The following is a 26,063-nucleotide window of genomic DNA, read 5'->3' as shown; positions in this document are numbered from 1 at the left end:
AGGTGTGCCAAATGGGTTCTGCCCCCTCGGGCAAACCCTGGGGTGGTCAACGCTGCGCCAGGGCTTTCCAGAGCGCTTCGGCCACGGGGCCGAGTCGGCGTTTGGGTCGGTACAGGCGCACGTCGAAACGCACTTCCATGCGCGCATCGCCCGCAGGCGCGAGCCGTTTGGCCTGGCAATCGGCGTGCACCATGGACCAGGGCAGCCACGCCACGCCCAGGCCTTTTTGCACGTATTCGTAGTGCGCGTCGGCCGAGTCGCACTCCACCACCCGCTGCAGCCGGGGCGCATGCGGGTTCTGGGACAGATGGTCTTCCACCAGCCGCCCCAGCGCGAGCTGGGGGGCATAGGCCAGGTAGGGCACGGGCAGGTGGTCGTGCCCGAAGCGGTGCAGCGCCTGCCCTTGTGCCGTCGCCCGCGAAATGGGCACCAGCCGGTCGGACGCCACCGTGACATGCATGAACTGGCGCGCATCCAGCCGTATCGCCAGCGCCGGGTGGTGGTACACGAGCGAGAAGTCGGCTTCACCCCTCTCCAGCAGGGCCACGGTGTCTGCCAGGGCGCGGGTGCGTATGCACAGCTCGGCGTTTTGCAAAATGGGCTGCAGCCGCACCAGCCAGTCGGCCACCACCGTGCGTGCCAGCGTGCGGCCGGTGGCCAGCGTCACGGTGCGGGCCTGCCGCCCGGCCAGGCTCTGCAGCTCCTCATGCGACTGCGCCAAGCTGCGCGCCATGTGGCCCGCAGTTTCCAGAAAGCTCTGCCCGGCAGGCGTCAGGGTGACGGGGCCGCCACCGCGCTCCACCAGCGGCGTACCCGCCCAGGCCTCCAGCGCGCGGATGCGGCGGCCAAAGGCGGGGTGCGTGACATGCCGCAGCTCGGCTGCCCGCGTGTAGCTGCGCTCCTGCGCCAGCACGATGAAGTCTTCGAGCCACTTGAGCTGCATGGGTGTGATCCGGGTGCAGCTGGGGCGCGAAGGTTGTCGGAGCTGAAAGTGGGGTGTCAGCGCGCGCGGGCTGCTTCGAGCACCGCGCGGGTGCGCTGGGCCTCGGTGCGCGCCGCCGCTGCAAAGTCGTCGCCCTTGGATGCGTACAGGATGGATCGCGACGAGTTCACGATGATCGGCCCGCCATCGCGCAGCCCGGCGCGCACGGTGGCAGCGGCGTCGCCACCCTGGGCGCCCACGCCAGGGATCAGCAGCGGCAGTGTGGGCGCAATGGCACGCACGCGCTCGATCTCCTGTGGGTAGGTGGCACCCACCACCAAGCCCAGCTGGCCGTTCTTGTTCCAGGGGCCTTGCGCCAGCCGTGCCACATGCTCATACATGAGCGGCTGGCCCTCGACGCTGGCCAGGCGCTGGGTCTGCAGGTCGTCGCCGCCCGGGTTGGAGGTGCGGCACAGCAAAAAGGCGCCCTTGCCGTGGTAGGCCAGGTAGGGCTCGATGGAGTCGAAGCCCATGAAGGGCGACAGCGTGACCGCATCGGCACCGTAGCGCTCGAAGGCCTCCTTGGCGTACTGCTCGGCCGTGGAGCCAATGTCGCCGCGCTTGGCATCCAGGATCACCGGCACATGCGGCGCGTTGGCGCGCATGTGCTGCATCAGGCGTTCGAGCTGGTCTTCGGCGCCGTGGGCGGCAAAGTAGGCGATCTGTGGCTTGAAGGCACACACCAGATCGGCCGTGGCGTCCACGATGGCGGCGCAGAAGTCATAGATCTTGTGCGCATCGCCCTGCATTCCCGCAGGAAACCGCGTGGGCTCCGGGTCCAGGCCCACGCACAGCAGGGAGTTGTTTTGCGCCGTGGCGTCGCGCAGCATGTCGGTGAAGGTCATGGGGCGTGATTTTAGGTGGGGTGACAAGCACCGCCGCACGGTTTTCTGCCCACCGCTGCGGCGCAGAGGACTCCGGGGTGTGGTCACGAGCCCGCAGTGGGCAACAAAAAAGGCCGTCGAGACGGCCTTTTTGGGGGTGGTTCGGGAGTCCCCGTACGCAGCGGGAGCACCCCTACCGAATTCGCATTCACTCAGCGCGGTACCGCCAGCAGGCGCTGCACATCCCGGTCGTTGGGCAGTGCGTAGTCGTGACCTCGGATGATGCGGCTGTCTTCCGTGCGCACGAGCTTGAGGCTCACGTAGGTGAAATTGGCAGCGGCCGAGTAGGTGCCCACCAGCACCAGCGAGGCATTGTGGCTGCGGGCGATATCCTTGATTTCGCGGGACAGCAGCAACTCGCCAGCACCTTCGCGCACGAACACGTCGCCGCGCAGCTTGATTTCCTTCACGTTGAAACCGCTGGCCGCCATGTGCGAGGCGTATTGCTCGGACAGCGTGCGGCCCAGAGGGGCCGAGCGGCTCAGGTCGTTCACGTTGACCACGGTGGCCACCAGGACGGGGCCGCTGCCTGCAGCGCTCAGGTCGAAACCGGCGGTCAGCTTGGCCACGGCATCGCGGCTGCTGGTCAGGAACTGGTTGTTGGCGGCTTCCTGGTAGGTCGGATCGGTGCGCGTGGGCGCGCCATTGTTGGCACAGCCGGCCAGCAAAGCTGCTGCGGCCAGCGCGGTCAGAAGTGCTGCGGTTTTCATTGCGAAACTACCTTCATATTGACGTTCTTGTAGTACGACGGACGCATGAACAGCGGCGTGTCCGCGTTCTCGAGGTAGTACACATCGGTCTTGCGGGCCACATACTGGCCACCGCGTGTGACCGTGGTGGTCAGGATCAGCTCGGTGTTGGTGGGGCCGCCCGAGTTGATGCTAGCGCCGTAGTCAGCCAGCGACGTGGCACCCAGTGCGGCCAGCAGTTGAAGATCCAGGTGCTCGTGACGCAGGCCGTAGGCCGCCATCAGGCCCGCAGCGATCATCGTGAACTGGCCAGGAATGAAGTGGGGGCGGGGGCTGTTGTGACGCACCACCTGCGTGTTGTACGTCACGTTGAGTGCCTGGCCAGGATCCTGCAAAACAGGCGCACCGCTTTGCACGAGCTTGGTGATCAGGAAATCACGGAATGCCAGATCGAATGCGCTCGGGTTGGGGGGCAGCGCGACATGCAATTGCGTGCCAGGGGCCATGCCGGTCTTGTCGAGCGTGCTGAGGGTTTGCGCCACCACGTCGTTCGAGACCAGTTCCCAGTGGCCCGCCGAGCGGACCTTGGGTTGTACCGTCAGCTCAAAGTTCTCCGCCAGGGGAATGGGCGAACGATAAGCACATCCCGCCAAAGTAGCCACAGCGCCGGCCAATACCGCCAAGCTGACTGCCTTTGAAAATTTCATGATTCCCTCCTACGGACTTTGAGAGGCGGGGACATGAACAGATACATCCCACGCGATTGAAAAATAATTCTGGGCGCGATACTCAACAAAAACAAGAAAAAATTGAGGTAACTGCGCCCAGACACACGCAATTCGTTGTTTTTGGTCACAGATTGGCGTGCCTGCTTACGCGTGGCTGCATTTGCTTGTACCGGCGCGTGTAACAAATTTCAAACGATGGTAACGAAGCGTTTTTCGAGGATTTCGAACGCGGGCAGCGTCTTGCCTTCCAGCACTTCCAGAAAGGCGCCGCCGCCGGTGGAGATATAGCCCACCTGTTTTTCGATGCCGTATTTGGCGATGGCCGCCAGGGTGTCGCCACCGCCTGCAATGCTGAACGCGGGGGATTCGGCAATGGCCTTGGCAATCTCGCGGGTGCCGTTTTCAAAGGCCGCGAATTCAAACACGCCCACCGGGCCGTTCCAGACGATGGTGCCTGCGGACTTGAGCTGGGTGGCCAGGCGGGCGGCGGTTTCGGGGCCGATGTCCAGGATCAGATCGTCCTCGGCCACGTCCTTGGCTGCCTTGACGGTCGCTGGGGCATCGGCGGCAAAGGCCTTGGCGGTAACCACATCGGTGGGGATCGGCACTTCGGCGCCGCGCGCTTTCATGGCGGCGATCACGGCGCGCGCTTCGTCCAGCAGGTCGGGTTCGGCCAGGCTTTTGCCGATGGGCAGGCCCGCCGCCAGCATGAAGGTGTTGGCAATGCCGCCGCCCACGATGAGCTGGTCCACCTTGTCGGCCAGGCTCTTGAGGATGGTCAGCTTGGTCGAGACCTTGGAGCCCGCCACGATGGCAGCCAGCGGGCGCTGGGGATGGGCCAGGGCCTTGGTCAGGGCGTCGATCTCGGCCGACAGCAGCGGGCCGGCGCAGGCAATGGGGGCGAATTGTGCGATGCCGTAGGTCGTGCCTTCGGCGCGGTGGGCGGTGCCAAAGGCGTCGTTCACGAAGATGTCGCAAAGCGCAGCCATCTTGCGGGCCAGGTCTTCCTTGTTCTTTTTCTCGCCCACGTTCAGGCGGCAGTTTTCCAGCAGCACGACCTGGCCAGGGGCAACGGTGACGCCGTCCACCCAGTTCGAGACCAGCGGAACATCGCGGCCCAGCAGCTCGGCCAGGCGTGCGGCCACGGGGGCCAGCGAGTCCTCGGGCTTGAATTCGCCTTCGGTCGGCCGGCCCAGGTGGCTGGTCACCATGACGGCCGCTCCGGAGTCCAGCGCCATGCGGATGCAGGGGATCGATGCGCGGATGCGGGTGTCTTCGGTGATGCGGCCAGCATCGTCCTGGGGAACGTTCAGGTCGGCACGGATGAAAACGCGCTGGCCTTGGGCCTTGCCTTGGGCGCACAGATCGGAAAAGCGGAGGATGTTCATGGCGGGAGGGGTGGATTGAATCGGGCTCTTGAGGGCTGTCATTTTAGTGAGCGAAGCCCATGCGGCTCCCGCGCCCGTGCCAGTGCACCCGTGGAACTGGCTCTGCCAGGCCACTGGAGTCGTCCACCTGGGGGCTGAGGGGCAGCGGCTCCAAGCCTGCCTGCGCAGGCTTGGACTGCACCGAAGAGCCACCGCCTCTGGCGGCGGCACTGACGCACACGGCTCAGGGGGTGCTCTTCTACCAATTCCAGCCGATGTGCAGCGGCAGGTACACCACCATACCAACCACGATGGTGCCCAGGATGCCGCGCCGCCAGAAGTAGTAGGCAGTGGCACACAGGACGGCAGGGATGCGCGCGTCCATGAACGTGCCGATGAGTTCGCCCTGGGTCATCAGGATCTCGGGCGCGATCACGGCGGTGAGGGCGGCCAGCGGTGCGTACTTGAGCCCGCGCTTGAGCCAGTCGGGCAGGGGCAGCTCGCGCTCGGGGATCATGAAGAACGACCGCGACACCACCGTGATCACGGCCAGGCCGAAGATGGCGATGGCGGGTTCGATCCAGGACCAGTCGTTCATCATGGATGGCGCTCCTCGCGCAGTGGCACCACATCGCCCGCCTCAACCTGCTCGCGTTCTTCAGGGGGCAGCACGCTGTCGGCGGGCAGCAGGACCAGTTCGGGCTTGTGGCGGCGGCGGTCCACTGCTTCCATCAAGAGGCCCGCAGCCACCGCTGCCGCAATGGCCACCAGGATGTTGAGCTTGAGCGGCAGTGCAAACGCGGCAATCGCAGCCGTGGCGGCGACACCGGTGGCCAGCCAGGTGGCCCGGTCGAACAGCAGCGACAGCAGCACACCCAGCAGCGCCAGCACGCCCGCAAACCCCAAGCCCCAGGACAGCGGCACGGCATTGGCCAGCAGGATGCCAGCGATGGACGGCACCTGCCAGGCCAGCCAGTTGGTGCTGGCCGCGCCCCAGAAATACGGCACCTGCTCGGGTTGGGGGCGCGGCTCCGGAAAGCGCTTCATGAAGGCCACGTAGATCACATCGCCGCTGAAATAGCCCACCGCCAGGCGCTGGCGCAGCGGCAGGTGCGCGAAGTAGCTGCGCCACATACTGCTGAAGATCACAAAACGCAGGTTCACACAGCTCGCCGTGAGCCAGACCACCCACAGCGGTGCGCCCACCGCCATCAAAGGGATGACCGCCAGCTGCGCGCTGCCGGCATACACCACCAGCGACATGAAGATGGCCATCCCAACGGGCAGCCCGCTCTTGACCATGACCACTCCGGTGACCAGGCCCCAGGCCCCGATGCCCACGGCCGTGCCCGCCATGTCGACAGCGGCCACGCGAAAGGAGGGGTGGCGCAGTGTGTTGCCGATGGCGGCCCGGCGGCTCATGCCGGTGTCGCGGCGGTGGTGGGCGCAGCGCCCAGCACCATGCCGGGCTGCAGGTCAAAGCCCCGCAAGAAATCGGCCGCTGCGAGCCGCTTGCCCCCCGCCCGCTGCAAGGTGGTCAGGCGCAGCGTGCCTTCGCCGCAGGCGACCGTCACTCCGTCACCATTTACCGACAAAATTTGGCCCTGTCGCTTATCCGTATTCGATTTATTGCTATCAATTTCATAACTCCACACTTTGATCGTTTCCCCCGCGCATTCGGTGCTGGCTCCGGGGAACGGGTCAAACGCCCGAATACGCTGGCCGATCACCGTGGCGGGCAGCGACCAGTCGATGGTGCTCTCGGCCTTTTCGATCTTGTGGGCGTAGGTGATGCCCTCGGCGGGCTGGGGCACGGCCTTCAGCCCTCCACAGGCGGCCAGTTCCAGAGCCTCCACGATCATGCGGCCCCCGAGCGCGGCCAGCCGGTCGTGCAGGGTGGCGGTGGTGTCTGTGGGCGCAATGGCCAGCCGCTCCATCAGCAGCATGTCGCCGGTATCCAGGCCGGCATCCATCTGCATGATGGTGACGCCGGTTTCTGCATCCCCGGCCTCGATGGCGCGATGGATGGGCGCGGCGCCGCGCCAGCGCGGCAGCAGGCTGGCGTGGATGTTGAGGCATCCCAAACGCGCCCCCACGCTTCCCGCTGCGCGTGGTTCGCTGCCCCCCGAGGGGGCCTTCGCGCCTTCGGGCGGCCGTGCGGCGCTCATGGAATCCAGCACCCACTGGGGCAGGATGAGGCCATAGGCGGCCACCACCATCACGTCGGCCCGCGCAGCCAACAAGGCATCGCGGGCGGCGGCCGCATCATCGGGGTACTTGCCGTCCAGGCGCAGGCTGCGGGGCTGCGCGACGGCGATGCCATGCTCCAGCGCGCATTGCTTGACGGGGGAGGCCTGCAGCTTCATGCCGCGCCCCGCGGGGCGGTCGGGCTGGGTCAGGACCAGGGGCACCGTGAACCCTGCGGCCAGCAGCCGCTCCAGCGCCACGCGGGCAAATTCGGGCGTGCCGGCAAAAATGACTCTCATGGGAAACCGTTGTCAGGAGGTAAGTACGCACTCAGTCGCGCGCGTTGTCAAAATGGGGAAGCTCGTCCGTGAACATGACCAGCCGAACCACGCCCTGGCGGTCCAGGTGGACGTGGGCAAGGCGCGGGTCGGAGTTCTGGCGGAAGCGGTAGGTCCAGATGTCGCCCTCGAACCGCGCCACACGCTCCACGCGCAAAGGCGCGCCAAAGGTGCGCTGCACATCGGCGGCGGTCCATACGCCCACGGGAAGGTTCTCAAAGCGCGCCTGCGTCAGCACCTGCTCGTTGCGCACCAGCCTGCCGCGGGCGTCGAAATCCAGGTTGTAGGCTGCAAACCCCGCGGGCAGCTCGGAGTACAGGAGCCGCTCGCCGCTTGGCAAAGGGAAGGAGGCGGTGGGCGGCCCCAGACGGGCAACCACCTCGGCGCGCAGCGCGCCGGCTTTTTCGCGGGCTGGCAGCGCACAGCCCGAAATTTGCACCGCCAGCACAAGAAGCGCCAGGCGCGCCAGCACTCCGCCACCCATGTGGGTGCAGAGCGCCGGACCGGTCACTCGCGCGCCCCCCGCTGCTGCTTGACCATCTTGGTCTTGATGCGGTTGCGCTTGAGTGGGGAGAGGTATTCCACAAACACCTTGCCCATGAGATGGTCCATCTCGTGCTGGATGCACACCGCCAGAAGGCCATCGGCCTCAATGACGCGGGACTGGCCCTGGGCGTCCAGTGCCCGCACATGCACGGCATCGAAGCGTTCAACGCCGTCATAGATGCCGGGTACCGAGAGGCAACCTTCTTCGTTGAGGTGCTTTTCGGCACTGGTCCAGACCAGTTCGGGGTTGATGAGCACCAGCGGCTGGTTGCGTTCCTCAGAAACGTCGATGACCACCAGGCGCTCGTGCACGTCCACCTGGGTGGCGGCCAGGCCAATGCCATGGGCGTCGTACATGGTGGCCAGCATGTCGGAGACCAGCGTCCGGATGCGGTCGTCCACCGCCGCAATGGGGCGTGCAACCTTGTGAAGCCGGGGGTCCGGGTAACAGAGAATGGGAAGGATTGCCATGAAAGCTGCCAAGAGATGTCGCTATTTTCGCCACTTTTAAGGCCTGCTGCAGCGCCGCCAGCCAATAATCGTTGCCGAATCAAGGGCTTGAGCAGAGAATCTAAGAAGCTTTGTAACGTATTTGCCCGGCTGCGCGGTTGCTCCGTGCGTCGAGGTGCCAGCGAGGGGGCGTTTCCCAATGCATGAGAAAAGGAACAACATGACAGCATTCACCAGCGTGCGGCGGACCGCCCTGGGCGCGCTCACCATCATCGCTGGCGCTTTGCTGGTCGCACCGGCTCAGGCCCAGACCCCTCCCATCTCCAGCGGTCAGCGCGCCACGGCACAGCAAGTGTCGGAGCGTGGCATCCCGCTGTCCGAGCTGGCGCCTAACGCTCCGGACACCTACACGGTGCAGCGCGGCGACACGTTGTGGGGTATTTCGGGTCTGTACCTCAAGCGGCCCTGGCGCTGGCCCGAACTGTGGGGCATGAACCTCAAGGCCATTGCAAACCCGCACCTGATTTATCCGGGCCAGACGCTTTACCTGGACAAGGATGGCAGCTACGCCCGCCTGCGGACGACACCCCCTGGCGTGTCGGATTCAGAGCCTCAGACGGTGCGCGTGTCGCCCCGCACCCGCAGCGACAGTCTGGCCAGCACGGCGCTCCCCACTCTCAAGTCTCACCTGATTGAGCCCTTCCTCGTGGAGCCTCTGGTGGTGGATGCCGACGTGTTGCAACGGGCTCCCCGCATTGTGGCCACCACCGAAGATCGCGTGCTCATGGCCAGTGGCGACCGCGCCTATGTGCGCGGCGATGCATCCGCCCCCGTCCGTTCAGAACCTGGCGAGCCCCGCTTTTTCCGTGTTTTCCGCGATGCCGTGGCCATGAAGGATCCGGTGACGGGTGAAATCCTGGGGTACGAAGCACAGTACCTGGGCAAGGCCGAGCTGGTGCGTGGCGAGTCTTTTGAAGAGATTCCCAACGGCAAGGGCGGCTATGTCTCTGAATATGTGCCTGCCACTGTGGATCTGTCCGGCACCAAGGAAGAGATACGCGCAGGGGATCGCATCCTGCCAGCGCCTGCCCGGGTCTTCACCAGCTACACCCCACGAGCGCCCCACATCGATGTGGACGCGCGCATCGTCTCCATCTACGGCAGCTTCTCGGCAGCCTATGCCGCCCAGAACCAGGTGGTTGCGATCAACATGGGTTCGCAAGACGGCATTGAGCCAGGTCATGTCCTGTCGCTGCTGACCCAGGGCGACCGCATCAAGGATGTGACTGGTGAGGGGAAGACCATGATCAAGCTACCCAGCGAGAGCAACGGGACGGCCATGGTGTTCCGGACCTTCGACCGCGTCTCGTACGCGCTGCTGCTGGAAATCCGCAGCGGCGTGCGCGTGGGCGACCGCCTGATCAATCCTCAGGAATAACGGCGGACTGGCTGAAGCCGCACGGCTGCCTGTGGGTGGCGCGGCGGCGGGGCTGGCGTTGCCGTGGTTCTTCTATCAACTGCCTCCATGGACCGCGACGAGCTGGGCGCTTGGTTGCGCCTCACGCTTTCCCAGGGCGTGGGCAATGGCGCCGCGCGGCGCCTGCTGTGCCGTTTTGGGCTGCCGCAGGACATCTTCCGCCAACCCGAATCTGCCTTGCAGGACTGTGTGACCTTGGCCCAGGCCAAGGCGCTGTGTACCGTACCCAGCGGATGGGAGGCGTTGCTGGAGACCACCTGGCATTGGCTGGAGGGAGCAGACCGACAAGGACCTGCCCGTGCGGTGATCACATTGGGGGATGCCCGGTATCCCCAGTCGCTGCTGGACACCGAAGATCCGCCGCTGCTCATGTACCTGATGGGGGCGGCCCGGCTGGTGGCGCAAAACCCGTTCCCGACCGGCCGGTGCCTGGCCGTGGTCGGCAGCCGCAACCCGACGGCACAGGGCGCGGACAACGCGCGGCTCTTTTCGCGCGCGCTGCGGGGGGCGGGCTTCACCATCGTCTCGGGGCTCGCGCTGGGTGTGGATGCGGCAGCCCATGAAGGTGCGCTGGATGTGTCCTCCGACCCCTTTGCGGAGGCAACACCTGCCACCATTGCGGTCGTGGGCACCGGGTTGGATCGCGTCTACCCCCGCAAGAACCTTGACCTGGCCCACCGCATCGCAGCTCACGGGGTGTTGGTCAGCGAATACCCCCTGGGCACGCCACCGCTGGCCGCCAATTTCCCCAAGCGCAACCGCATCATCTCCGGCCTCTCTCAAGGCACTCTCGTGGTCGAGGCGGCGTTGGCGTCTGGTTCGCTGATCACCGCCCGAATGGCGGCGGAACAGGGCCGTGAGGTTTTTGCCATCCCCGGCTCCATTCACGCACCGCAATCGCGGGGTTGCCATGCGCTCATACGCCAGGGCGCCAAGCTGGTGGAGTCCGCGCAGGATGTGCTGGAAGAACTGCGCATGCCCCCTGCGGCAGGCAAGCAGAGCGCCTCTTCTGGCGCTGCCGTGCTTGACGAAGAAGGCAGCAGGGATATCGACACTCGCCAGACTGAAAGCCCCTTGTTGCAGGCGCTGGGTTTTGACCCCATGGGGGTGGATGCCCTGGTGGCCCGCACGGGCATGGATGCGGCGTCGCTGCAGGTGGAATTGCTGGAGCTGGAGTTGGATGGCCAGGTGGCGCGTCTGCCCGGCGGCCTGTACCAGCGGCTGGGCAGCGCCTGACGCTGGCGGTGACCTCTCGTTGCCCGGTGGCACAGGCATCGTCTTGATGCCCCTGAAACCGCGTCAGTCCAGCAGCCGCTCGGGGTTTGCGTCCAGCTTGGCCAGTGCATCGCGCGTGGCGCGCAAGGTCAGGCCTTCTTCGTCCTGGGCCACGAGCAAGCCCGCTTGCAAGTACGCAGCCAGCCTGCGCAGCTGGATCAGGTAGCTGCTGCCATCCACGGCTGCGAACAGGTGCAGCTGCTTGCGCTGGCTTTGCCACGCGTACTGCACCTGGGCCGATGCGCCGTTGTGGTCCAGTGTGTACCAGGTGCCAGGCTGCAGTTCCTGGGCCCAGGCCACCATGGCGTCTTCCACCGGGGCGCCGTTGTCGGCGACCACGTGAATGGACGAAGCGTCGATGCCCAGCATCATTTCGATGTTGTCGGCATTGAGCGGCATGTCGCCCAGCGTGGCGTCGCTAATAAAGTCCTCCAGATTGGCCAGGCGCTTGGCCATGGCGTCAATGTGGGCCTGCGGAATGGAGGCCGTCTTGGACAGGAAGGCATCGGCCAGGGTGTCGGTGAGGATCTTGATCTGGGCGTCCTGCGGCGCGCCGTTCACGCCCATGAGGGCCAGCCCCTGGCGCAGTCGCTGCAGCAGGCCAGGAAGATTCTGGATGACCTGCGCGCGGTCGCTGCGGTTGGGCTTGGCACTGGCGGCCCAGACGAGGTCGGCGGCTGTGCGCTTGAGCGAGATGGTGTCTGCGTGCTGGGGGCCGTCGCGCACGGCCGAGAGGGCCAGGACTTCGGCCCAGGTCTTGAACAGAAACTCGCGGATCTCGTCGCGCACCGGCATGTCGCGCAGCATGGTGCGCAGCTCGATGGTGTACTGGATCGCCAGCGTCTCCCTTTGCTCCACCTGTTGAGCCACCGTAACCAGGCGGGACGTAGCCTGTTTTTCGGTGAGGAACTTGGACAGGAATTTCTCGAACTCGTCGTAGACGAGCTGGAACACCCGGCGGCCGGTTTCAGGGTACTGCTCAATCACCTGTACCACGCGGCGGATTTCCGCCTCCAGTGCGCTGCCATTGATGCTGGTCGCATCAAAACCCATTACGCAGGCGCCCATGCGGTCGATCAGCTGGCGCGCTGGGTGGTTGAGGTTGCTGAAAAACTCTGGCTCGGCCAGTGCCACACGCAGCACAGGCACCTGAAGCCGCGCAAACCACACGCGCACGGCTGGCGGGATGCGGTCTTCGGCCAGGATGCTCTGGAACATCAGGGCCACCACTTCAATGATGGCTTTTTCACCGGCCGTCGAGGCTTTTTTCTTGAGTTCGGTCGAGCGTTCGCGCACGGCACCTGCCAACTGGACCACGGCCGCAGGGCTGTAGTCTTCCATCAGGGTGGCGACACCGCTGTAGTACGTGTCGGCGTGCACACGGTGGGCGGTCAGTGCATGGGCCAGCGCCGCGGACGCTGGTGGGGCATTGACCATGTCGAAGCCGGTGGCGGGCTGTGTGAGCAGCCTGCGCAGTTGCCCCATCACACCGTGGGCGCGCTGGCGGGCGCGTGCCAGCGGAGTCATGCCGGTGGCAAACGCAGTGGGCATTCCGTGCTGCGGGTAGCCCGGTGGGGGCATGCGGGACGGATGCTGGGGCATGGGCCGACCGCCTTGGGGGGGCATCATGCCCCCGCGCGCTGCCGCCATGGCATCCCGGGTCTGGGCCAGGGCCTGGGAGGCCAGGCCTCCGGCCCCGGAGTCGTTGCTCCCACCGCTGCCGGTGATCGCCCCCCCTGCCGTGCGCCGCACGCGGGACTTCAGGTCCGCCTGTGGCGTCACACCCTGTTCCACATAGAACACGTTGACGGCCTGGTACTGTTTCTGGAGCAAGTTGGCCAGTTCCCGCTGCAGCGGGTCCACCACGGTCTGCAGGTCGGTGCGGGGCAGTCCGGCCTCCACCCACTGCTCGACCAGCAGCAGGCACACGGCTTCCGGACGGAGGATATCGCTGCTGTCGAGTTCCTGGCCTTCCAGCGACTGGGTGCGCTGGCGCAGTGTGTCGAACTGCTGGCTCACCTGTTCGCTGACCGTCAGGGCCATGCGTGAAGCCAGGATCTTGTTTTCCACCACGTCGTCGCTCAACAGTTCGAACTGGGGGTTTGCGCCATTGGCTGCCAGGGCACCCCGGGTGGTGCTGCTGTGGGGGGCCAACGCATCGCGCCAAGCCTTGCCGGTGCGATCTGTCCAGGCTGCGTGGTGCTGTTGGTACCGCATCCAGGCATCGCGGTGCGACTGCATTTCGCGCGCCGTGCCCGTCTGGGTCATCAGCGTTGTCAGGAGGTCCAGGACCGTCTTGTCCAGGTCCGGGAGCCCTGCACAGATGCCCTCTACGAACCGCTGGCGCGCCTGGCGGGCCAGGCGGCGCTGCGGAACGGAAGAGGGCGTGGGCTGCATGGGCAGATATTAGCGGGTCAGACGGTGGCTCCGGCATGGGGATCATTCGGATCCCCATCTTTTCTGACGGGCTTGACAAGGTCCTCGCGTTTTACGCCCAGCCACATGGCGATGGCGGCTGCCACGAACACGGACGAGTAGATGCCGAACAGGATGCCGATCGTCAGCGCCAGCGCAAAGTAGTGCAGGCTGGGGCCGCCAAAGAAGAACATCGACAGCACCATGGCCTCGGTCGAAGCGTGGGTGATGATGGTGCGGCTCATCGTGCTCGTGATGGCGTGGTCGATCACCTCGTGCGTGCTCATCTTGCGGTACTTGCGGAAGGCCTCGCGGATCCGGTCGAAGATCACGACCGACTCGTTGACCGAGTATCCCAGCACGGCCAGCACAGCAGCCAGCACCGACAGTGAGAACTCCCACTGAAAGAACGCGAAGAAGCCCAGGATGATCACCACGTCATGCAGGTTGGCGATGATGGCGGCGACCCCGAACTTCCACTCGAAGCGGAAGGCCAGGTAGATCACGATGCCTACGACCACCATGGCCAGCGCCATAAGGCCGCCGTGCACCAGTTCCTCACCCACCTGCGGGCCGACGAACTCGGTGCGGCGCAGCGTGACCTCGGGGTCAGCGGCCTTGAGCGCGCCCAGTACCTGCTCGCTTTGCTGCGCGGATGTGACGCCCTTTTGCACGGGCAGCCGGATCATCACGTCGCGGGCGGTGCCGAAGTTCTGCACTTGCACGTCCGGATAGCCCAGGCCGGAAACCGTCTCGCGGACCTTGGCCAGTTCGGCGGGCTGGCTGTAGGCCACTTCCATGACCGTACCGCCGGTGAACTCCACCGACAGGTGCAGGCCGCGGGTCAGCAGGAAGAACACTGCGAGGGCAAAGGTGATGAAGGAGATCGCGTTGAAGATCAACGCGTGCTTCATGAAGGGGATATCTTTTTTGATGCGGAAGAATTCCATGGCCGTTGTCCTTTAGTTCGTCTTGGCCACGGCGGTGTCGGCATCTGGCTTCCAGACCGTACCGATCGACACGCTCTTGAGCTTCTTCTGGCGGCCGTACCACAGGTTCACCAGGCCCCGCGAGAAGAACACGGCCGAGAACATGCTGGTCAGGATGCCGATGCAATGCACCACGGCAAACCCGCGCACCGGGCCGGAGCCAAAGGCCAGCAGGGCCAGGCCTGCAATCAGCGTCGTCACGTTGGAGTCGAGAATCGTCGCCCAGGCACGCTCGTAGCCCGTATGGATGGCCGCCTGTGGCGATACACCCGAGCGCAACTCCTCGCGGATGCGTTCATTGATCAGCACGTTCGAGTCAATGGCCACACCAATCGCGAGGGCCATGGCGGCAATACCCGGCAAGGTCAATGTGGCCTGCAGCATCGAAAGTATGGCCACCAGCAGCAGCACGTTCACACCCAGCGCAATGCTGGAGAACACGCCAAACAGCATGTAGTAGATGCACATAAAGACGGCAATCGCCGCCAGGCCCCAGACCACGCTGTTGATGCCGCGCTCGATGTTGTCGGCGCCCAGGCTGGGGCCGATGGTGTATTCCTCGATGATCTCCATGGGCGCCGCCAGCGAACCGGCGCGCAGCAGCAGCGCGGTGTCGTTGGCTTCGGCCGTGGTCATGCGGCCCGAAATCTGCACGCGCCCACCGCCGATTTCGGTGCGGATCACTGGCGCGGTCACCACTTCGCCCTTGCCCTTTTCAAACAGCACGATGGCCATGCGCTTGCCGATGTTTTCCGAAGTGATCTGTTTGAAGATCTTCGCTCCCTTCGCGTCGAGGGACAGGTTCACAGTGGGTTCCTGCGTCTGGCCGTCAAAGCCCGGCTGGGCATCGGTCAGGTTCTCGCCGGTCAAGATCACCTGTTTCTTGACGATGACCGGCTGGCCGCTGCGTTCCAGATAGCGTTCCGAGCCGAACGGCACGGGGCCACGGCCAGTCTCGGCGGCGCGGGCTTCGGTGCCCTCGTCCACCAGGCGAACTTCCAGCGTGGCGGTGCGGCCCAGGATGTCCTTGGCCTTGGCCGTGTCCTGCACACCGGGCAGCTGCACCACGATGCGGTCCAGACCCTGCTGCTGGATCACGGGTTCGGCCACGCCCAGTTCGTTGATCCGGTTGTGCAGCGTGACCATGTTCTGCTTGAGCGCCTGCTCCTGCACCTTGCGCGTGGCTTCGGGCTTGATGGCAACGCGCAGCTTGAATTCAGTGCCCTCGGGCGTGCTGGTGACCTGGAGGTCGGGGAACTGGTCCGCAATCAGGTTGCGGGCTGCAGTCATCGTGGCTTCGTCGCGCACCTTGATGTCGATGTTCTGCCCTTCGCGGCTGATGCCACCGTGGCGGATGCTCTTGTCGCGCAGTGCGGTGCGGATGTCGCCTGCGTACGACTCGGCTTTTTTGGTCAAGGCCGCCTGCATGTCCACCTGCAGCATGAAGTGCACGCCGCCGCGCAGGTCCAGGCCCAGGTACATGGGGTTGGCGTGCAGGGATTTGAGCCAGACGGGCGAGCGGGACACCAGGTTCAGCGCCACGATGTACGAGGGATCGCTGGCGTCGGGTACCAGGGCCTTCTGGATCGCGTCCTTGGCCTTGAGCTGCGTGTCGGGCGCATCGAAACGCGCGCGCACCGAGTTGCCTTCCAGTTCCACGAAGTCTGGCGTGACGCCAGCCGCCTTGAGTGCCTCTTCCACCCGCTGCTGCACGGCGGTGTCCACCTTGACGGTGGCTTTGGCCGACGAAACCTGCACGGCAGGTGCCTCGCCGAAGAAATTGGGCAGGGTGTACAACACCCCCACCAGCAGCACGATCACCAGGATCGCGTACTTCCAGACCGGATAACGGTTCATGATCGCGCTCTTATCTCAGTATTTCAGGCGCTGTGTGCGCCGATCCCCTCATGCCAGCGGACACCGTGGAACTGGCGTTACCAGGCCACGGGCGTCGTCCCCCTTCCCGCGCGCAGCGCGAGAGAAAGGGGAAGCGGCGCAGCCGCTCAGGGGGTTGATCCTCACTTCACCGAACCCTTGGGAAGCACCTGAACCACGGCGCTGCGCTGCAGCTGCACTTCCACGCCGCTGGCGATCTCGATGTGCAGGAAACCTTCGGACAGGCGCGTGACCTTGCCGACGATGCCGCCTGCGGTGGCCACTTCATCGCCCTTGGCAATGGCTTCGATCATGGCGCGGTGTTCCTTCTGGCGCTTCATCTGGGGGCGGATCATGACGAAGTACAGCACCACAAACATCAGCACCAGGGGCAGCATGCCCGTGAGCGTGGACATCATGTCGCCGCCGCCAGCGGCTGCTGCGGGTGCGGTTTGGGCAAAAGCGGAAGAAATAAACACGGACTGGACTCCACAACGGATGTTCAAAATTCACACAACCCGCCAGAGGCAAGCGCCATAGCGCCTGTCAGGGCAGAACAGGGCATTGTATGCGGCGCCTCGCCTGTGTCCCCAGGAGGAAGACCCAAGGCGGCAGCGGGTGTTTGCCGCGCCAGGCGGCGCAAGGGATGGATTGACAGTTATTTGGGTAAAAATGGCTGCTAGCGCTTGATGGTTATGCATTTATAGCTCATCAATTAATAGCAAAAAGCCCGCGCCAGGCGCGGGCTCTCCGCCCCAAACGGCCGCTGCGGGCCGTGTGTCAGGCCGCCTGGCGCCGGGGCTCGGTCACCTTGCCGCTGCGCCACTGGGCCATCAGGCCGTCCCATTTGGGGCGTGCCGCTTTCAGGTGGCGCTCCTTCACGTGGCCATAGCCCCGGATCTCTTCGGGGATGCGGGCGATCTCCACGGCCAGGGCCAGGTTGTCCGCATTCAGCGTGGACAGCAGTTCGTCGATGCAGGCGCGGTATTCCACGATCAGCGCACGCTCCATGCGGCGCTCCTCGGTCTTGCCGAACACATCCAGCGCCGTGCCGCGCAGGCCCTTCATCTTGGCCAGCAGGCCAAAAGCGCTGCGCATCCAGGGGCCGAAGGGCTGCTTGACGAGTTCGCCCTTGTCGTTCTTCTTGGCCGTCATGGGTGGTGCCAGGTGGTGCACCAGCTTGTAGTCGCCTTCGAACATATTCGCGATCTTGTCCGTGAAGGCCTTGTCGGTGTGCAGGCGCGCCACTTCGTACTCGTCCTTGTACGCCATGAGCTTGAACAGGTAGCGGGCCACGGCTTCGCTCAGGCGGGTGCCGACGTCCAGCCGCGACTCGGTCGCCTTCACCTTCTCGACAAACGCGTGGTACTCGGCCGCGTAGGCCGCGTTCTGGTAGCCAGTGAGGAATTCGACACGTTTGGCGATCATCTCGGTCAGCGAGGGCTTCTTCACAAACTGGATCACCTGCGCTGCCTGGAACAGCGCCTGCACCGACGCCAGATCGTGCGCGCAGCGGCGGCCCCATTCAAACGCGGCCTTGTTGTTGTCCACCTGCACGCCGTTGAGTTCCATGGCGCGCATCAGCGATGCCAGCGTGAGCGGCACGCGGCCCTTTTGCCAGGCGTAGCCCAGCATCAGTGGGTTGGTGTAGATGCTGTCGCCCAGCAGCTGGGTGGCCACCTGCTCAGCATCGAAGCTGCCCACACCGCCTGCGCCGACCGCCGCGGCAATCGCGCTGTCGCAATTGGCGCCGGGGAACTGCCAGTCCGGGTTGGTCACAAACGCCGCCGTGGGCGTGCCGTGCGTGTTGAGCGCCACAAAGGTACGGCCGGGCTGCATCACTGCCAGCGTGTACTTGTGGGCCGCCACGATGGAATCGCAGCCAATCACCAGGTCCGCCTTGGCCGTATCGACCTTGGTGGTGTAGATGGCTTCGGGGCGGTTGGCGATCTGGATGTGGCTCCAGGTGGCGCCACCCTTTTGCGCCAGGCCGCCAGCGTCCTGCGTGATGACGCCTTTGCCGTCCAGGTGCGCCGCCATGCCCAGCAGCGAGCCAATGGTGATCACGCCCGTGCCGCCCACACCGCCGACCACGATGCCCCAGGCCGTCTCGGCCACGGGCAGGATGGGTTCAGGAATGGAGGGCAGCGACGAAAGATCGCCCTTCTTTTCCTTCTTGGGCTTCTTGAGCTTGCCGCCCTCCACCGTGACGAAGCTCGGGCAGAAGCCGTTCACGCAGGAGTAGTCCTTGTTGCAGGTGCTCTGGTTGATGCGGCGCTTGCGGCCGAATTCCGTCTCCACCGGCTCCACGCTCAGGCAGTTGGACTTGGTCGAGCAGTCGCCACAGCCCTCGCACACCAGCTCGTTGATGACCACGGTCTTGTCGGGCGTGGCCAGCGTGCCGCGCTTCCTGCGGCGGCGCTTTTCGGTGGCGCAGGTCTGGTCGTAGATGATGACCGTGCAGCCCTTGATCTCGCGGAACTGGCGCTGCAGCGTGTCGAGCTCGTCGCGGTGGTGCACCGTCACGCCCTCGGCCAGCGGTACGCCGTCGTACTTCTGCGGCTCGTCGGTCACGATGATGAGTTTGACCACGCCCTCGGACTTCAGGCTGTTCATGATCTGCAGCACCGAGTGGCCTTCAGGCCGCTCGCCCACCTGCTGGCCGCCGGTCATGGCCACGGCGTCGTTATAGAGCACCTTGTAGGTGATGCTGGTGCCTGCCGCGATCGACTGGCGGATGGCCAGCAGCCCGCTGTGGAAGTAGGTGCCGTCGCCCAGGTTGGCGAACACATGCTGGTCGGTGGTGAACGGCGCCTGGCCCACCCAGGTCACGCCCTCGCCGCCCATCTGCGTGAAGGTGGACGTGTTGCGGTCGGGCATCCAGTTGGCCATGTAGTGGCAGCCAATGCCGGCCACGGCGCGCGAGCCCTCGGGCACGCGCGTGCTGGTGTTGTGCGGGCAGCCGCTGCAGAACCACGGGGCGCGCTCGCCGGTGTCCACCTTCAGCTCGGTCATCGCGCGCTCGCTGGCTTCGATGACGGCGATGCGCGAATCCATGCGCGCGATGATGTCGCTCGACACGCCCAGCTTCTTCAGGCGCTTGGCAATCGCCTTGGCGATGATGGCGGGGGTCAGGTCGGCCTTGGCACGCAGCAGCCAGTTCTGGCTGGGGTTGGGCATGCTCCATTCGCCGCCCGTGGCATCGCCTTCGGGCTCGTCGAACTTGCCCAGCACATTGGGGCGTACGTCGGCGCGCCAGTTGTACAGCTCTTCTTTCAGCTGGTATTCGATGACCTGGCGTTTTTCTTCCACCACCAGGATCTCTTGCAGGCCTTGTGCAAAGTCGCGGGTGATGGTCGCTTCGAGCGGCCACACCACGTTGACCTTGTGCACGCGGATGCCCAACTGGCGGCAGGTGTCGTCATCGAGGCCCAGGTCCACCAGCGCCTGGCGTGTGTCGTTGTAGGCCTTGCCGCTGGCAATGATGCCGAAGCGGTCGTTCTTGCCTTCGATGACGTTGTAGTTGAGCTTGTTGGCGCGGATGTACGCCAGGGCCGCGTACCACTTGTAGTCCATGAGACGCGCTTCCTGCTCCAGCGGCGCATCGGGCCAGCGGATGTGCAGGCCGCCGGGTGGCATCACGAAGTCCTCGGGCATCACGATCTTCACGCGGTCCGGGTCGATGTTGATGCTGCTGGAAGACTCCACCACCTCCTGGATGGTCTTCATGCCCGACCACACGCCCGAGAAACGGCTCATGGCAAAGGCGTGCAGGCCCATGTCCAGGATCTCTTGCACGCTGCTCGGGAAGAACACCGGCGTGCCGCAGGCCTTGAAGATGTGGTCGCTCTGGTGCGCGGCCGTGCTGCTCTTGCTGATGTGGTCGTCGCCCGCAATGGCGATCACGCCGCCATGCTTGGCGGTACCCGCCATGTTGGCGTGCTTGAACACGTCCGAGCAGCGGTCCACGCCCGGGCCCTTGCCGTACCAGATGCCGAAGACGCCGTCGAACTTCTTGCTCTGCGGGTACAGGTCCAGCTGCTGCGTGCCCCAGACGGCCGTGGCGCCCAGCTCTTCATTCACGCCGGGCTGGAAGACGATGTTGTTGGCCGCCAGGTGCTTCTTGGCTGCCCACAGCGCCTGGTCATAGGTGCCCAGCGGGGAGCCCCGGTAGCCGCTGATGAAACCGGCGGTGTTCAGCCCGGCGACCGCGTCGCGCTGGCGCTGCAGCATGGGCAGGCGCACCAGGGCCTGCACCCCGCTCATGAAAGCCCGGCCGTGGTCCAGGGAATACTTGTCGTCAAGCGTGACGGTTTCCAGCGCCTTGCGGACGGATTCGGGGAGTGGGGCATTCATGGCTATGTCTCCAATGGCTTTTTGTGGGGTCCGCGCCTTGTGGGCCGGTGGGGCAGAGTTCATCCGCCCGTTTAGGGCAGTGACTCCAGTGTGGAGAGAAGTGTATGTCTGCGCCGCTGATATGTCTTTGCGTTCTGTGCCGCGTTTGGGCTATTCTGAGAAAGGATCTTTCTTCTATCTGCCATTTTGTGAACACTCTCGACAAATTCGATATCGCCATCCTCAACGAACTGCAGGCTGACGCCCGCCTGACGAACGCCGAGCTGGCCCAGCGCGTGGGCCTGTCGGCCGCGCCCTGCTGGCGCCGCGTGCGGGCGCTGGAAGAGCAAGGCTTCATCAAGGGCTACCGCGCCGAGATCGACCGGCACAAGATTGGCCTGGGGGTGCTGGCCTTTGTGCGGCTCGATGCCGACCGCAGCACGGGCAACCTCACGCGCAAGATGGAAGAGGCCATCCGCCAGATCCCCGAGGTCGTGTCCTGCCACTACATCAGCGGCACCGGCACCTTCGAGCTGCAGGTGGTGGCGCGCGACCTGGACAGCTTTTCGCAGTTTGCGCGCGATGTGCTGCTGAACTTGCCTAATGTGAAAGACATGCACACCAGCTTCTCGCTGGGCGAGGTGAAGGCCAGCGGGGCGCTGCCGCTCACGCACCTGGCGCGGGTCAAAGGATAATTGCTACTATATTGATAGCTGCTATGGATTGATGGACGGGCGCAGAGGCCTGTTTTTGCCTCAAATCCGGGCAGCACAACCCCCCGCCCCGGGGCGAGGGGCTTGATGTGGCTGGGCGCCCTGCAAGGTAACAAGGCGTTAGGGAATGGTTCCTGCGCAGGGTGTGCTGTATAAGCCTGCGGAACCACAGCGGGGCTGCCAAGCTGCCGCGCGCACCCTCTCCGCCACGCGCCTGCAAGGCCCTGCACCTCGTGTCCCTGACCGGGGTGTTGGTTCGCAAGGTGGCTGCGCGAGCGGTTGCCGGTGGGTCTACCAATACAACGGCTTCTTTCGCGCACAGCCCCAGGGCCTGCCGACCGGAGCCCAAAAAAGAGGGCGAGGGCGGCATGATCATCTGGGGCATTTTCTGGGGCGCGGTGCTGGGCTCGTGGTTCGGCGGCTACGGCGACTTCGGGCCATTTGTGGGCGGCATCCTGGGCTTTTTCGCCGGGCTGTCGCTGCGCTGGGCGATCCGCTCGGCCATCCGCACCGAGCTGCAGGCGCACGCCACCAAGGCCACCGCCCAGCCCACGCGGGCACCGCAGGCGGCGGTTGCCGAAGACCGGCCTGAGGCGGCGGCGCCCGTGCCGCAAGGGCCCGTGCTACAGGCACCCCCTCCACCACCCACCCCCAGCGACGATCCCCGGGATGCGGACGACGCTTTTTGGGCCGGCGAACTCACGCCCCAAGGCCTGCCGCGCGTCCCTTCGTCGGCCCCGGTGGCCAACCGCACGGACGCGCCTGCCGCGCCCCGCAAGACAACAGCCCAGCCCGCCCCACCCAACCCCGTCGAGCTGGCCGTGCTCGCAGCCAAGAACTGGCTCCTGGGCGGCAACACCATCGTGCGTGTGGGCCTGGTGATCCTTTTCATCGGACTGTCTTTCCTCGCACGCTACGCCGCCTCGGCCGGGCTGCTGCCGGTCGAGTTCCGCCTGGCGGCGGTTGCCGCGGTGGGCATTGCGCTGCTGGGGGTGGGGTTCCGCAAGCGCACCGACAAGCCCGGTTTTGCGCTGGCCCTGCAGGGCGGCGGCGTGGCGGTGATGTACCTCACCGTGTTTGCGGCTTTCCGGCTCTATGGGCTGCTGCCGCCGCTCTGGGCCTTCGGGTTGATGATCGCGGTCTGCGCGGCCAGCTGCGCGCTGGCGCTGCTGCAGGATTCGCGCGCGCTCGCGGTGGCGGCGTTCGCCGGGGGCTTTGCGGCGCCCATCCTGCTGTCCACCGGCCAGGGCAGCCACGTGGGCCTGTTCAGCTACTACACCCTGCTCAACCTGGCGATTCTCTTCATCGCCCACCAGCGCTCCTGGCGCGTGCTCAACGTGGTGGGTTTTGTCGCCACCTTTGGCGTGGCCACGGCCTGGGGGGCGCTCAAGTATGTGCCCGCTCACTACGCCAGCACGCAACCCTTCCTCGCGGGCTTTGTGCTGATCTACCTCGCCACCGCCATCCTCTATGCGCGCAACACGCCCACGAAGCTGGGCAAGACGGTGGACAGCATGCTGGTCTTCGGCACGCCGCTGGTGGGTTTTGGGCTGCAGGCCGGGCTGGTGCAGCCGTTTGAGCTGGGCGCGGCCTTCTCGGCGCTGGCCTTTGCTGCGCTCTACCTGCTGACCGCGACCGTGCTGGTGCGCCGCGCGCAAGCCAGCTGGCGCCTGCTCACCGAATGTTTCATCGCCATCGGCGTGGGCTTTGCCACGCTGGCCGTGCCGCTCGCGCTGGATGCGCAGTGGACCTCGGCGGTGTGGGCGCTCGAAGGCGCGGGCGCCTTCTGGGTCGGCATGCGCCAGGCGCGCTGGATGCCGCGGGCCTTTGGCCTGGTGCTGCAGGTCGTCGCCATGCTGGCGTTCATGAGCGGTGTGGACGGCGGGGGCCTGCAGGTCTCGCCCCTGCCGCTGGCCAACCCGGCCTTCCTGGGTGCGATGCTGATTGCGCTGCCCGCGCTGCTGCTGGCCTGGTGGCTGCGCCAGCCGCTGTCACACAGCGGTTCGGCCTGGGCCCAGGGCTATGCCAGGGTGGAGGTGCTGCTGCCCAATCCGGCCTACCTCTACGGCTTTGTCTTCTGGTGCCTGGCCTGGTGGCTGGAGATCACGCGGCGCGTGCCTAGCCTGGAGGCGGGCCAGTGGCCCGTGCCGGTGTTCTCGGACCGCGTTGCCGAACTGCTGGGCATGTTGGCCGTGGTGCTGAGCGCCGCGCTGTCGATGGTGCTTGGCCTGCGCACGCGCTGGGCCGTGGCCACCTGGCCTGCGCGCGCCACCATCGGCGTGCTGGCGCTGGGGTTCGTGGCGCAGGTGGTGGACGGCCACCGCGTGCTGAACACGCCCGCCTGGGCCGTGTGGCCCATTGTGCTGGCGCTGCATGGGTGGATGCTGCGGCAGACCGATCGCTGGCAGGCGGCGGACGCTGAGGGCCCGTCCGCCCAAAGCGCGCCGCGCTTCGGCTGGTTCCACGCCGCCACGGCCTGGCTGGTGACCTTGCTGCTGGCCGACTGCCTGTGGTCCGGCATCGGCAAGGCCGAGCTGTGGCGCACCTCGTGGGCCGGTGTGGTCCTGCTGGTCAGCGCGATTGCGGTGCTGATGCTGCTCGCGCTCTGGGCAGGCCGTGGCAACCAGCCTGCGGCACGCGCGGCGCTGCCCTGGCCGCTGAACCCCCATGCCGAGGCCTACTACTGGCTGGCCGCCCTGCCCCTGGCGGTGCTGGTGTTCGGGGGCGCGCTGCTGGCCGCCGTGCATTCGTCCGGACACACGGCGCCGCTGCCCTACATCCCGCTGCTCAACCCCACCGACCTGACCCTGGCGCTCGCACTGGGCGGCCTGGTGTTCTGGCGGCGCGTGCTGCTCGCAGCGCTGCCGCCCCCGGCCCGCTCGGGCGGGCTCACCGGGCGCCATGCGCTGGTGGCCTTGGCGCTGCTCGCGTTCATCGTGATCAACACCGTGTGGCTGCGGGTGGCCCACCACTTCTTTGGCGTACGCTGGGATGCCTCGGCGCTGTTCAACAGCTTTGTGGTGCAGACCGGCTACGCGATCCTGTGGACGCTGCTGGCGCTCAGCATGATGGTGCTGGCACACCGCTGCGTGCAGCGGCCGCTGTGGCTGGTGGGCGCGGGCCTGCTGGGCGTGGTGGTGGTCAAGCTGCTGCTGATCGATCTGTCCAACGCGGGGGGGGCCGAACGCATCATTGCCTTCATCGCCGTGGGTGTGCTGATGCTGGTGGTGGGCTACTTTGCGCCGCTGCCGCCCAAGGCTGCGGCCCCTGCGGAGCCTGCTGCGCCACCGCCATCGCAACCAGAAACACTGCCATGAAGAAGCCTGTCGCCCTGAACCTGCCCCTGGTGCTGGCCGCAGCCGCCTTGTCCCTGTGCGCCGGCGTGGCCCAGGCGGCGGCCGATGCCAACAGCCCTGCGGCCTACGCCATCCGCGTTCCTGTCACGCTCGCGGCCGATGCGCCGCTGCAGCGCGTGGTGCTGCCCGCCGAGGTGCTGGTGCGCCTGCAAAGCCCGGGCTATGCCGATGTGCGCCTCTTCAACGGCGCGGGCCAGCCCGTGCCGATGGCCCTGGCCGGTGTGGCGGCGGCCAGCGCGCCCGAGGAATTGGTGACCTTGCCCGCGTATCCCATCCTGGGCGCCGCCAGCACGGGCACGGCCGGGCTGGAGGGGCTGTCGCTGCGCATCGAGGAGCGCCAGGGCCAGCGTGTGGTGCAGATCGACACGGCCGCCACGACCACCACGGCAGGCCCTGCCACCCCGCAGGCCGTGCGCGGCGCGCTGCTCGACGCGCGCAATGTGCAGCTGCCCGTGGCCCGCATGGCTCTGGACGTGGATCTGCCTGCGGGCCAACCCGTGACGTTCCGGGTGCAGGCCAGCAAGGACCTCAAACATTGGCAGCCACTGGCCGAGACCGTGCTCTACCGTGCCGACGCGGCAGCGGCGCCCACGGCACCAGGCCGCCTGGGCAACGAGCAGATCGACCTGCAGCGCGCCGACCTGAAGGGCCACTACCTGCGCGTGACCTGGGGCGACGCCGCCGTGACCCTGCGCGGCGCCACGCTGGCCACCTCGCGCAGCGCGGGCCCGCGCGAGCGCGTCAGCGCCAGCATGGCCACGCCCGCCCTGGCCAACCCGCGCGAGCTGGTGTTTGCGCTGCCGTTTGCCACACCGGTCGCCGCGCTCGCCATCACGCCGCCCGGCAGCAATGTGCTGATTCCGGTGCGCGTGCTGGGCCGCAACCACCGCGAGCAGCCCTGGTCGCCACTGGCCAGTGCCGTGGTCTACAAGATGGCAACCGGCGGCAAGGAACAGGCCAGCGGGCCCGTGGAGCTGGGCGGCATCTCAGTGCGCGAGATCAAGATCGAAGCCGACCCCAAGACCCCCGGTTTTGCTGCCGCGCCCGCTTTGGCGCTGCAGTTCGAGCCCGCGCAGCTGGTGTTCCTGGCCAGCGGACAGGGGCCCTTCACGCTGGCGGCAGGGCTGCCCGGGGCCACGGCTGCGGCCAGCGCCTTCCTGCCCCTGGCCAGCCTGGTGCCGGGCTACCAGCCCGCGCAGGAGAACCAACTGCCCGTGGCGCTGGCCGATGTGGCACGGGCTGACATCACCGGCGGCCAGCCCGCAGACGGCGCGCAGGTGCCCGCTGCGGCGGCCAGCGGCGGCATCTCCACGCGCAGCGCCGTGTTGTGGGGCGTGCTGCTGGCGGGCGTGGCGGCACTCGGGCTCATGGCCTGGCTGCTGCTGCGGCAGACCCGGCAGGCGGGCCACCAGGCCCCGGCTGCGCCGACCGATGCGGCGTGACGAGACGTGAAAAGG

General features: G+C 66.2%; 20 protein-coding genes. 5 read left to right on the top strand and 15 right to left on the bottom strand.

Annotated elements, in window-relative coordinates:
- Positions 1 to 46: 46 nt before the first annotated feature.
- The 10 genes from C8C94_RS17620 to def all read right to left on the bottom strand — a co-directional run bounded on the left by C8C94_RS17620 (position 47) and on the right by def (position 8,192).
- On the bottom strand, positions 47 to 943 hold the full coding sequence (locus tag C8C94_RS17620; RefSeq protein WP_121421629.1) for a LysR family transcriptional regulator: 897 nt from the start codon (positions 941 to 943) through the stop codon (positions 47 to 49).
- Between the two features lie 56 nt (positions 944 to 999).
- Positions 1,000 to 1,827, bottom strand: a complete 828-nt coding sequence (gene pyrF, locus C8C94_RS17615) for an orotidine-5'-phosphate decarboxylase (RefSeq protein WP_055400338.1) — start codon at positions 1,825 to 1,827, stop codon at positions 1,000 to 1,002.
- Positions 1,828 to 2,018: 191 nt separating this feature from the next.
- Positions 2,019 to 2,576 carry a FlgO family outer membrane protein gene (locus tag C8C94_RS17610; protein ID WP_055400340.1) on the bottom strand — a complete coding sequence of 186 codons (558 nt, stop codon included), beginning with the start codon at positions 2,574 to 2,576 and terminating at the stop codon, positions 2,019 to 2,021.
- Entirely contained in the window at positions 2,573 to 3,262 is a 690-nt protein-coding gene (locus C8C94_RS17605) for a hypothetical protein (RefSeq protein WP_055400342.1), read from the bottom strand. The genes C8C94_RS17610 and C8C94_RS17605 overlap by 4 nt, the downstream gene beginning before the upstream one ends.
- A gap of 209 nt (positions 3,263 to 3,471) precedes the next feature.
- Positions 3,472 to 4,671, bottom strand: coding sequence for a phosphoglycerate kinase (locus C8C94_RS17600; RefSeq protein WP_121421628.1), 1,200 nt, complete (start codon positions 4,669 to 4,671; stop codon positions 3,472 to 3,474).
- A 238-nt stretch (positions 4,672 to 4,909) separates the two neighbouring features.
- Entirely contained in the window at positions 4,910 to 5,248 is a 339-nt protein-coding gene (locus tag C8C94_RS17595; protein ID WP_121421627.1) for an AzlD domain-containing protein, read from the bottom strand.
- On the bottom strand, positions 5,248 to 6,072 hold the full coding sequence (locus C8C94_RS17590) for an AzlC family ABC transporter permease (protein WP_055400344.1): 825 nt from the start codon (positions 6,070 to 6,072) through the stop codon (positions 5,248 to 5,250). The genes C8C94_RS17595 and C8C94_RS17590 overlap by 1 nt, the downstream gene beginning before the upstream one ends.
- Positions 6,069 to 7,136: a methionyl-tRNA formyltransferase gene (locus C8C94_RS17585; protein ID WP_121421626.1), complete on the bottom strand. Its 1,068-nt coding sequence runs from the start codon at positions 7,134 to 7,136 to the stop codon at positions 6,069 to 6,071. Before C8C94_RS17585 ends, C8C94_RS17590 begins: the two co-directional genes overlap by 4 nt.
- 31 nt (positions 7,137 to 7,167) lie before the next feature.
- Positions 7,168 to 7,659: a hypothetical protein gene (locus C8C94_RS17580; RefSeq protein ID WP_121421625.1), complete on the bottom strand. Its 492-nt coding sequence runs from the start codon at positions 7,657 to 7,659 to the stop codon at positions 7,168 to 7,170.
- Positions 7,660 to 7,682: 23 nt separating this feature from the next.
- Positions 7,683 to 8,192 (bottom strand): peptide deformylase, encoded by a 510-nt coding sequence (gene def, locus C8C94_RS17575; protein WP_121421624.1) that lies wholly within the window; start codon positions 8,190 to 8,192, stop codon positions 7,683 to 7,685.
- Positions 8,193 to 8,391: 199 nt separating this feature from the next.
- Here def and C8C94_RS17570 point away from each other — a divergent pair, with 199 nt between their 5' ends.
- Together C8C94_RS17570 and dprA are read left to right on the top strand one after the other, a co-directional pair.
- On the top strand, positions 8,392 to 9,609 hold the full coding sequence (locus tag C8C94_RS17570) for a LysM peptidoglycan-binding domain-containing protein (RefSeq protein ID WP_082437542.1): 1,218 nt from the start codon (positions 8,392 to 8,394) through the stop codon (positions 9,607 to 9,609).
- An 87-nt stretch (positions 9,610 to 9,696) separates the two neighbouring features.
- Positions 9,697 to 10,884, top strand: coding sequence for a DNA-processing protein DprA (gene dprA, locus C8C94_RS17565; protein WP_121421623.1), 1,188 nt, complete (start codon positions 9,697 to 9,699; stop codon positions 10,882 to 10,884).
- A 63-nt stretch (positions 10,885 to 10,947) separates the two neighbouring features.
- Here the strand turns inward: dprA and C8C94_RS17560 are convergent, their stop codons facing one another.
- The 5 genes from C8C94_RS17560 to C8C94_RS17535 form a co-directional block, all read right to left on the bottom strand.
- The gene (locus C8C94_RS17560; RefSeq protein ID WP_121421622.1) at positions 10,948 to 13,320 is read right to left on the bottom strand and encodes a DUF1631 domain-containing protein; all 2,373 of its coding nucleotides are present in this window, start codon (positions 13,318 to 13,320) and stop codon (positions 10,948 to 10,950) included.
- A 17-nt stretch (positions 13,321 to 13,337) separates the two neighbouring features.
- On the bottom strand, positions 13,338 to 14,288 hold the full coding sequence (gene secF / locus C8C94_RS17555; protein ID WP_121421621.1) for a protein translocase subunit SecF: 951 nt from the start codon (positions 14,286 to 14,288) through the stop codon (positions 13,338 to 13,340).
- 12 nt (positions 14,289 to 14,300) lie between these two features.
- On the bottom strand, positions 14,301 to 16,184 hold the full coding sequence (secD, locus tag C8C94_RS17550) for a protein translocase subunit SecD (RefSeq protein WP_121421620.1): 1,884 nt from the start codon (positions 16,182 to 16,184) through the stop codon (positions 14,301 to 14,303).
- 161 nt (positions 16,185 to 16,345) lie between these two features.
- Positions 16,346 to 16,681, bottom strand: a complete 336-nt coding sequence (gene yajC, locus C8C94_RS17540; protein ID WP_055400362.1) for a preprotein translocase subunit YajC — start codon at positions 16,679 to 16,681, stop codon at positions 16,346 to 16,348.
- A gap of 301 nt (positions 16,682 to 16,982) precedes the next feature.
- Entirely contained in the window at positions 16,983 to 20,558 is a 3,576-nt protein-coding gene (locus C8C94_RS17535) for an indolepyruvate ferredoxin oxidoreductase family protein (RefSeq protein ID WP_121421619.1), read from the bottom strand.
- Between the two features lie 188 nt (positions 20,559 to 20,746).
- On the opposite strand from C8C94_RS17535, the gene C8C94_RS17530 reads away from it, so the two are divergent.
- From C8C94_RS17530 to C8C94_RS17520, 3 genes are all read left to right on the top strand, one after another.
- Positions 20,747 to 21,232 carry an Lrp/AsnC family transcriptional regulator gene (locus C8C94_RS17530; RefSeq protein WP_094289647.1) on the top strand — a complete coding sequence of 162 codons (486 nt, stop codon included), beginning with the start codon at positions 20,747 to 20,749 and terminating at the stop codon, positions 21,230 to 21,232.
- A 386-nt stretch (positions 21,233 to 21,618) separates the two neighbouring features.
- Positions 21,619 to 24,567, top strand: coding sequence for a DUF2339 domain-containing protein (locus C8C94_RS17525; RefSeq protein WP_121421618.1), 2,949 nt, complete (start codon positions 21,619 to 21,621; stop codon positions 24,565 to 24,567).
- Positions 24,564 to 26,048 (top strand): DUF3999 domain-containing protein, encoded by a 1,485-nt coding sequence (locus tag C8C94_RS17520; RefSeq protein WP_121421617.1) that lies wholly within the window; start codon positions 24,564 to 24,566, stop codon positions 26,046 to 26,048. Before C8C94_RS17525 ends, C8C94_RS17520 begins: the two co-directional genes overlap by 4 nt.
- Positions 26,049 to 26,063 lie beyond the last annotated feature (15 nt).

Origin of the sequence: Acidovorax sp. 94, assembly GCF_003634645.1 — a bacterium.
GTDB lineage: Bacteria > Pseudomonadota > Gammaproteobacteria > Burkholderiales > Burkholderiaceae_C > Acidovorax > Acidovorax facilis.
This window is presented reverse-complemented; position numbering and strand designations above follow the sequence as displayed.

Bases quoted from the DNA above. Each gene is read 5' to 3' on its own strand.
- C8C94_RS17520 (WP_121421617.1), top strand. From the start codon at position 24,564: ATGAAGAAGCCTGTCGCCCTGAACCTGCCCCTGGTGCTGGCCGCAGCC.
- pyrF (WP_055400338.1), bottom strand. From the start codon at position 1,827: ATGACCTTCACCGACATGCTGCGCGACGCCACGGCGCAAAACAACTCC.
- C8C94_RS17560 (WP_121421622.1), bottom strand. From the start codon at position 13,320: ATGCAGCCCACGCCCTCTTCCGTTCCGCAGCGCCGCCTGGCCCGCCAG.
- secF (WP_121421621.1), bottom strand. From the start codon at position 14,288: ATGGAATTCTTCCGCATCAAAAAAGATATCCCCTTCATGAAGCACGCG.
- C8C94_RS17585 (WP_121421626.1), bottom strand. From the start codon at position 7,136: ATGAGAGTCATTTTTGCCGGCACGCCCGAATTTGCCCGCGTGGCGCTG.
- C8C94_RS17570 (WP_082437542.1), top strand. From the start codon at position 8,392: ATGACAGCATTCACCAGCGTGCGGCGGACCGCCCTGGGCGCGCTCACC.
- secD (WP_121421620.1), bottom strand. From the start codon at position 16,184: ATGAACCGTTATCCGGTCTGGAAGTACGCGATCCTGGTGATCGTGCTG.
- C8C94_RS17610 (WP_055400340.1), bottom strand. From the start codon at position 2,576: ATGAAAACCGCAGCACTTCTGACCGCGCTGGCCGCAGCAGCTTTGCTG.
- C8C94_RS17525 (WP_121421618.1), top strand. From the start codon at position 21,619: ATGATCATCTGGGGCATTTTCTGGGGCGCGGTGCTGGGCTCGTGGTTC.
- C8C94_RS17580 (WP_121421625.1), bottom strand. From the start codon at position 7,659: ATGGGTGGCGGAGTGCTGGCGCGCCTGGCGCTTCTTGTGCTGGCGGTG.
- C8C94_RS17605 (WP_055400342.1), bottom strand. From the start codon at position 3,262: ATGAAATTTTCAAAGGCAGTCAGCTTGGCGGTATTGGCCGGCGCTGTG.
- C8C94_RS17595 (WP_121421627.1), bottom strand. From the start codon at position 5,248: ATGAACGACTGGTCCTGGATCGAACCCGCCATCGCCATCTTCGGCCTG.
- dprA (WP_121421623.1), top strand. From the start codon at position 9,697: ATGGACCGCGACGAGCTGGGCGCTTGGTTGCGCCTCACGCTTTCCCAG.
- def (WP_121421624.1), bottom strand. From the start codon at position 8,192: ATGGCAATCCTTCCCATTCTCTGTTACCCGGACCCCCGGCTTCACAAG.
- C8C94_RS17535 (WP_121421619.1), bottom strand. From the start codon at position 20,558: ATGAATGCCCCACTCCCCGAATCCGTCCGCAAGGCGCTGGAAACCGTC.
- C8C94_RS17600 (WP_121421628.1), bottom strand. From the start codon at position 4,671: ATGAACATCCTCCGCTTTTCCGATCTGTGCGCCCAAGGCAAGGCCCAA.
- C8C94_RS17590 (WP_055400344.1), bottom strand. From the start codon at position 6,072: ATGAGCCGCCGGGCCGCCATCGGCAACACACTGCGCCACCCCTCCTTT.
- C8C94_RS17620 (WP_121421629.1), bottom strand. From the start codon at position 943: ATGCAGCTCAAGTGGCTCGAAGACTTCATCGTGCTGGCGCAGGAGCGC.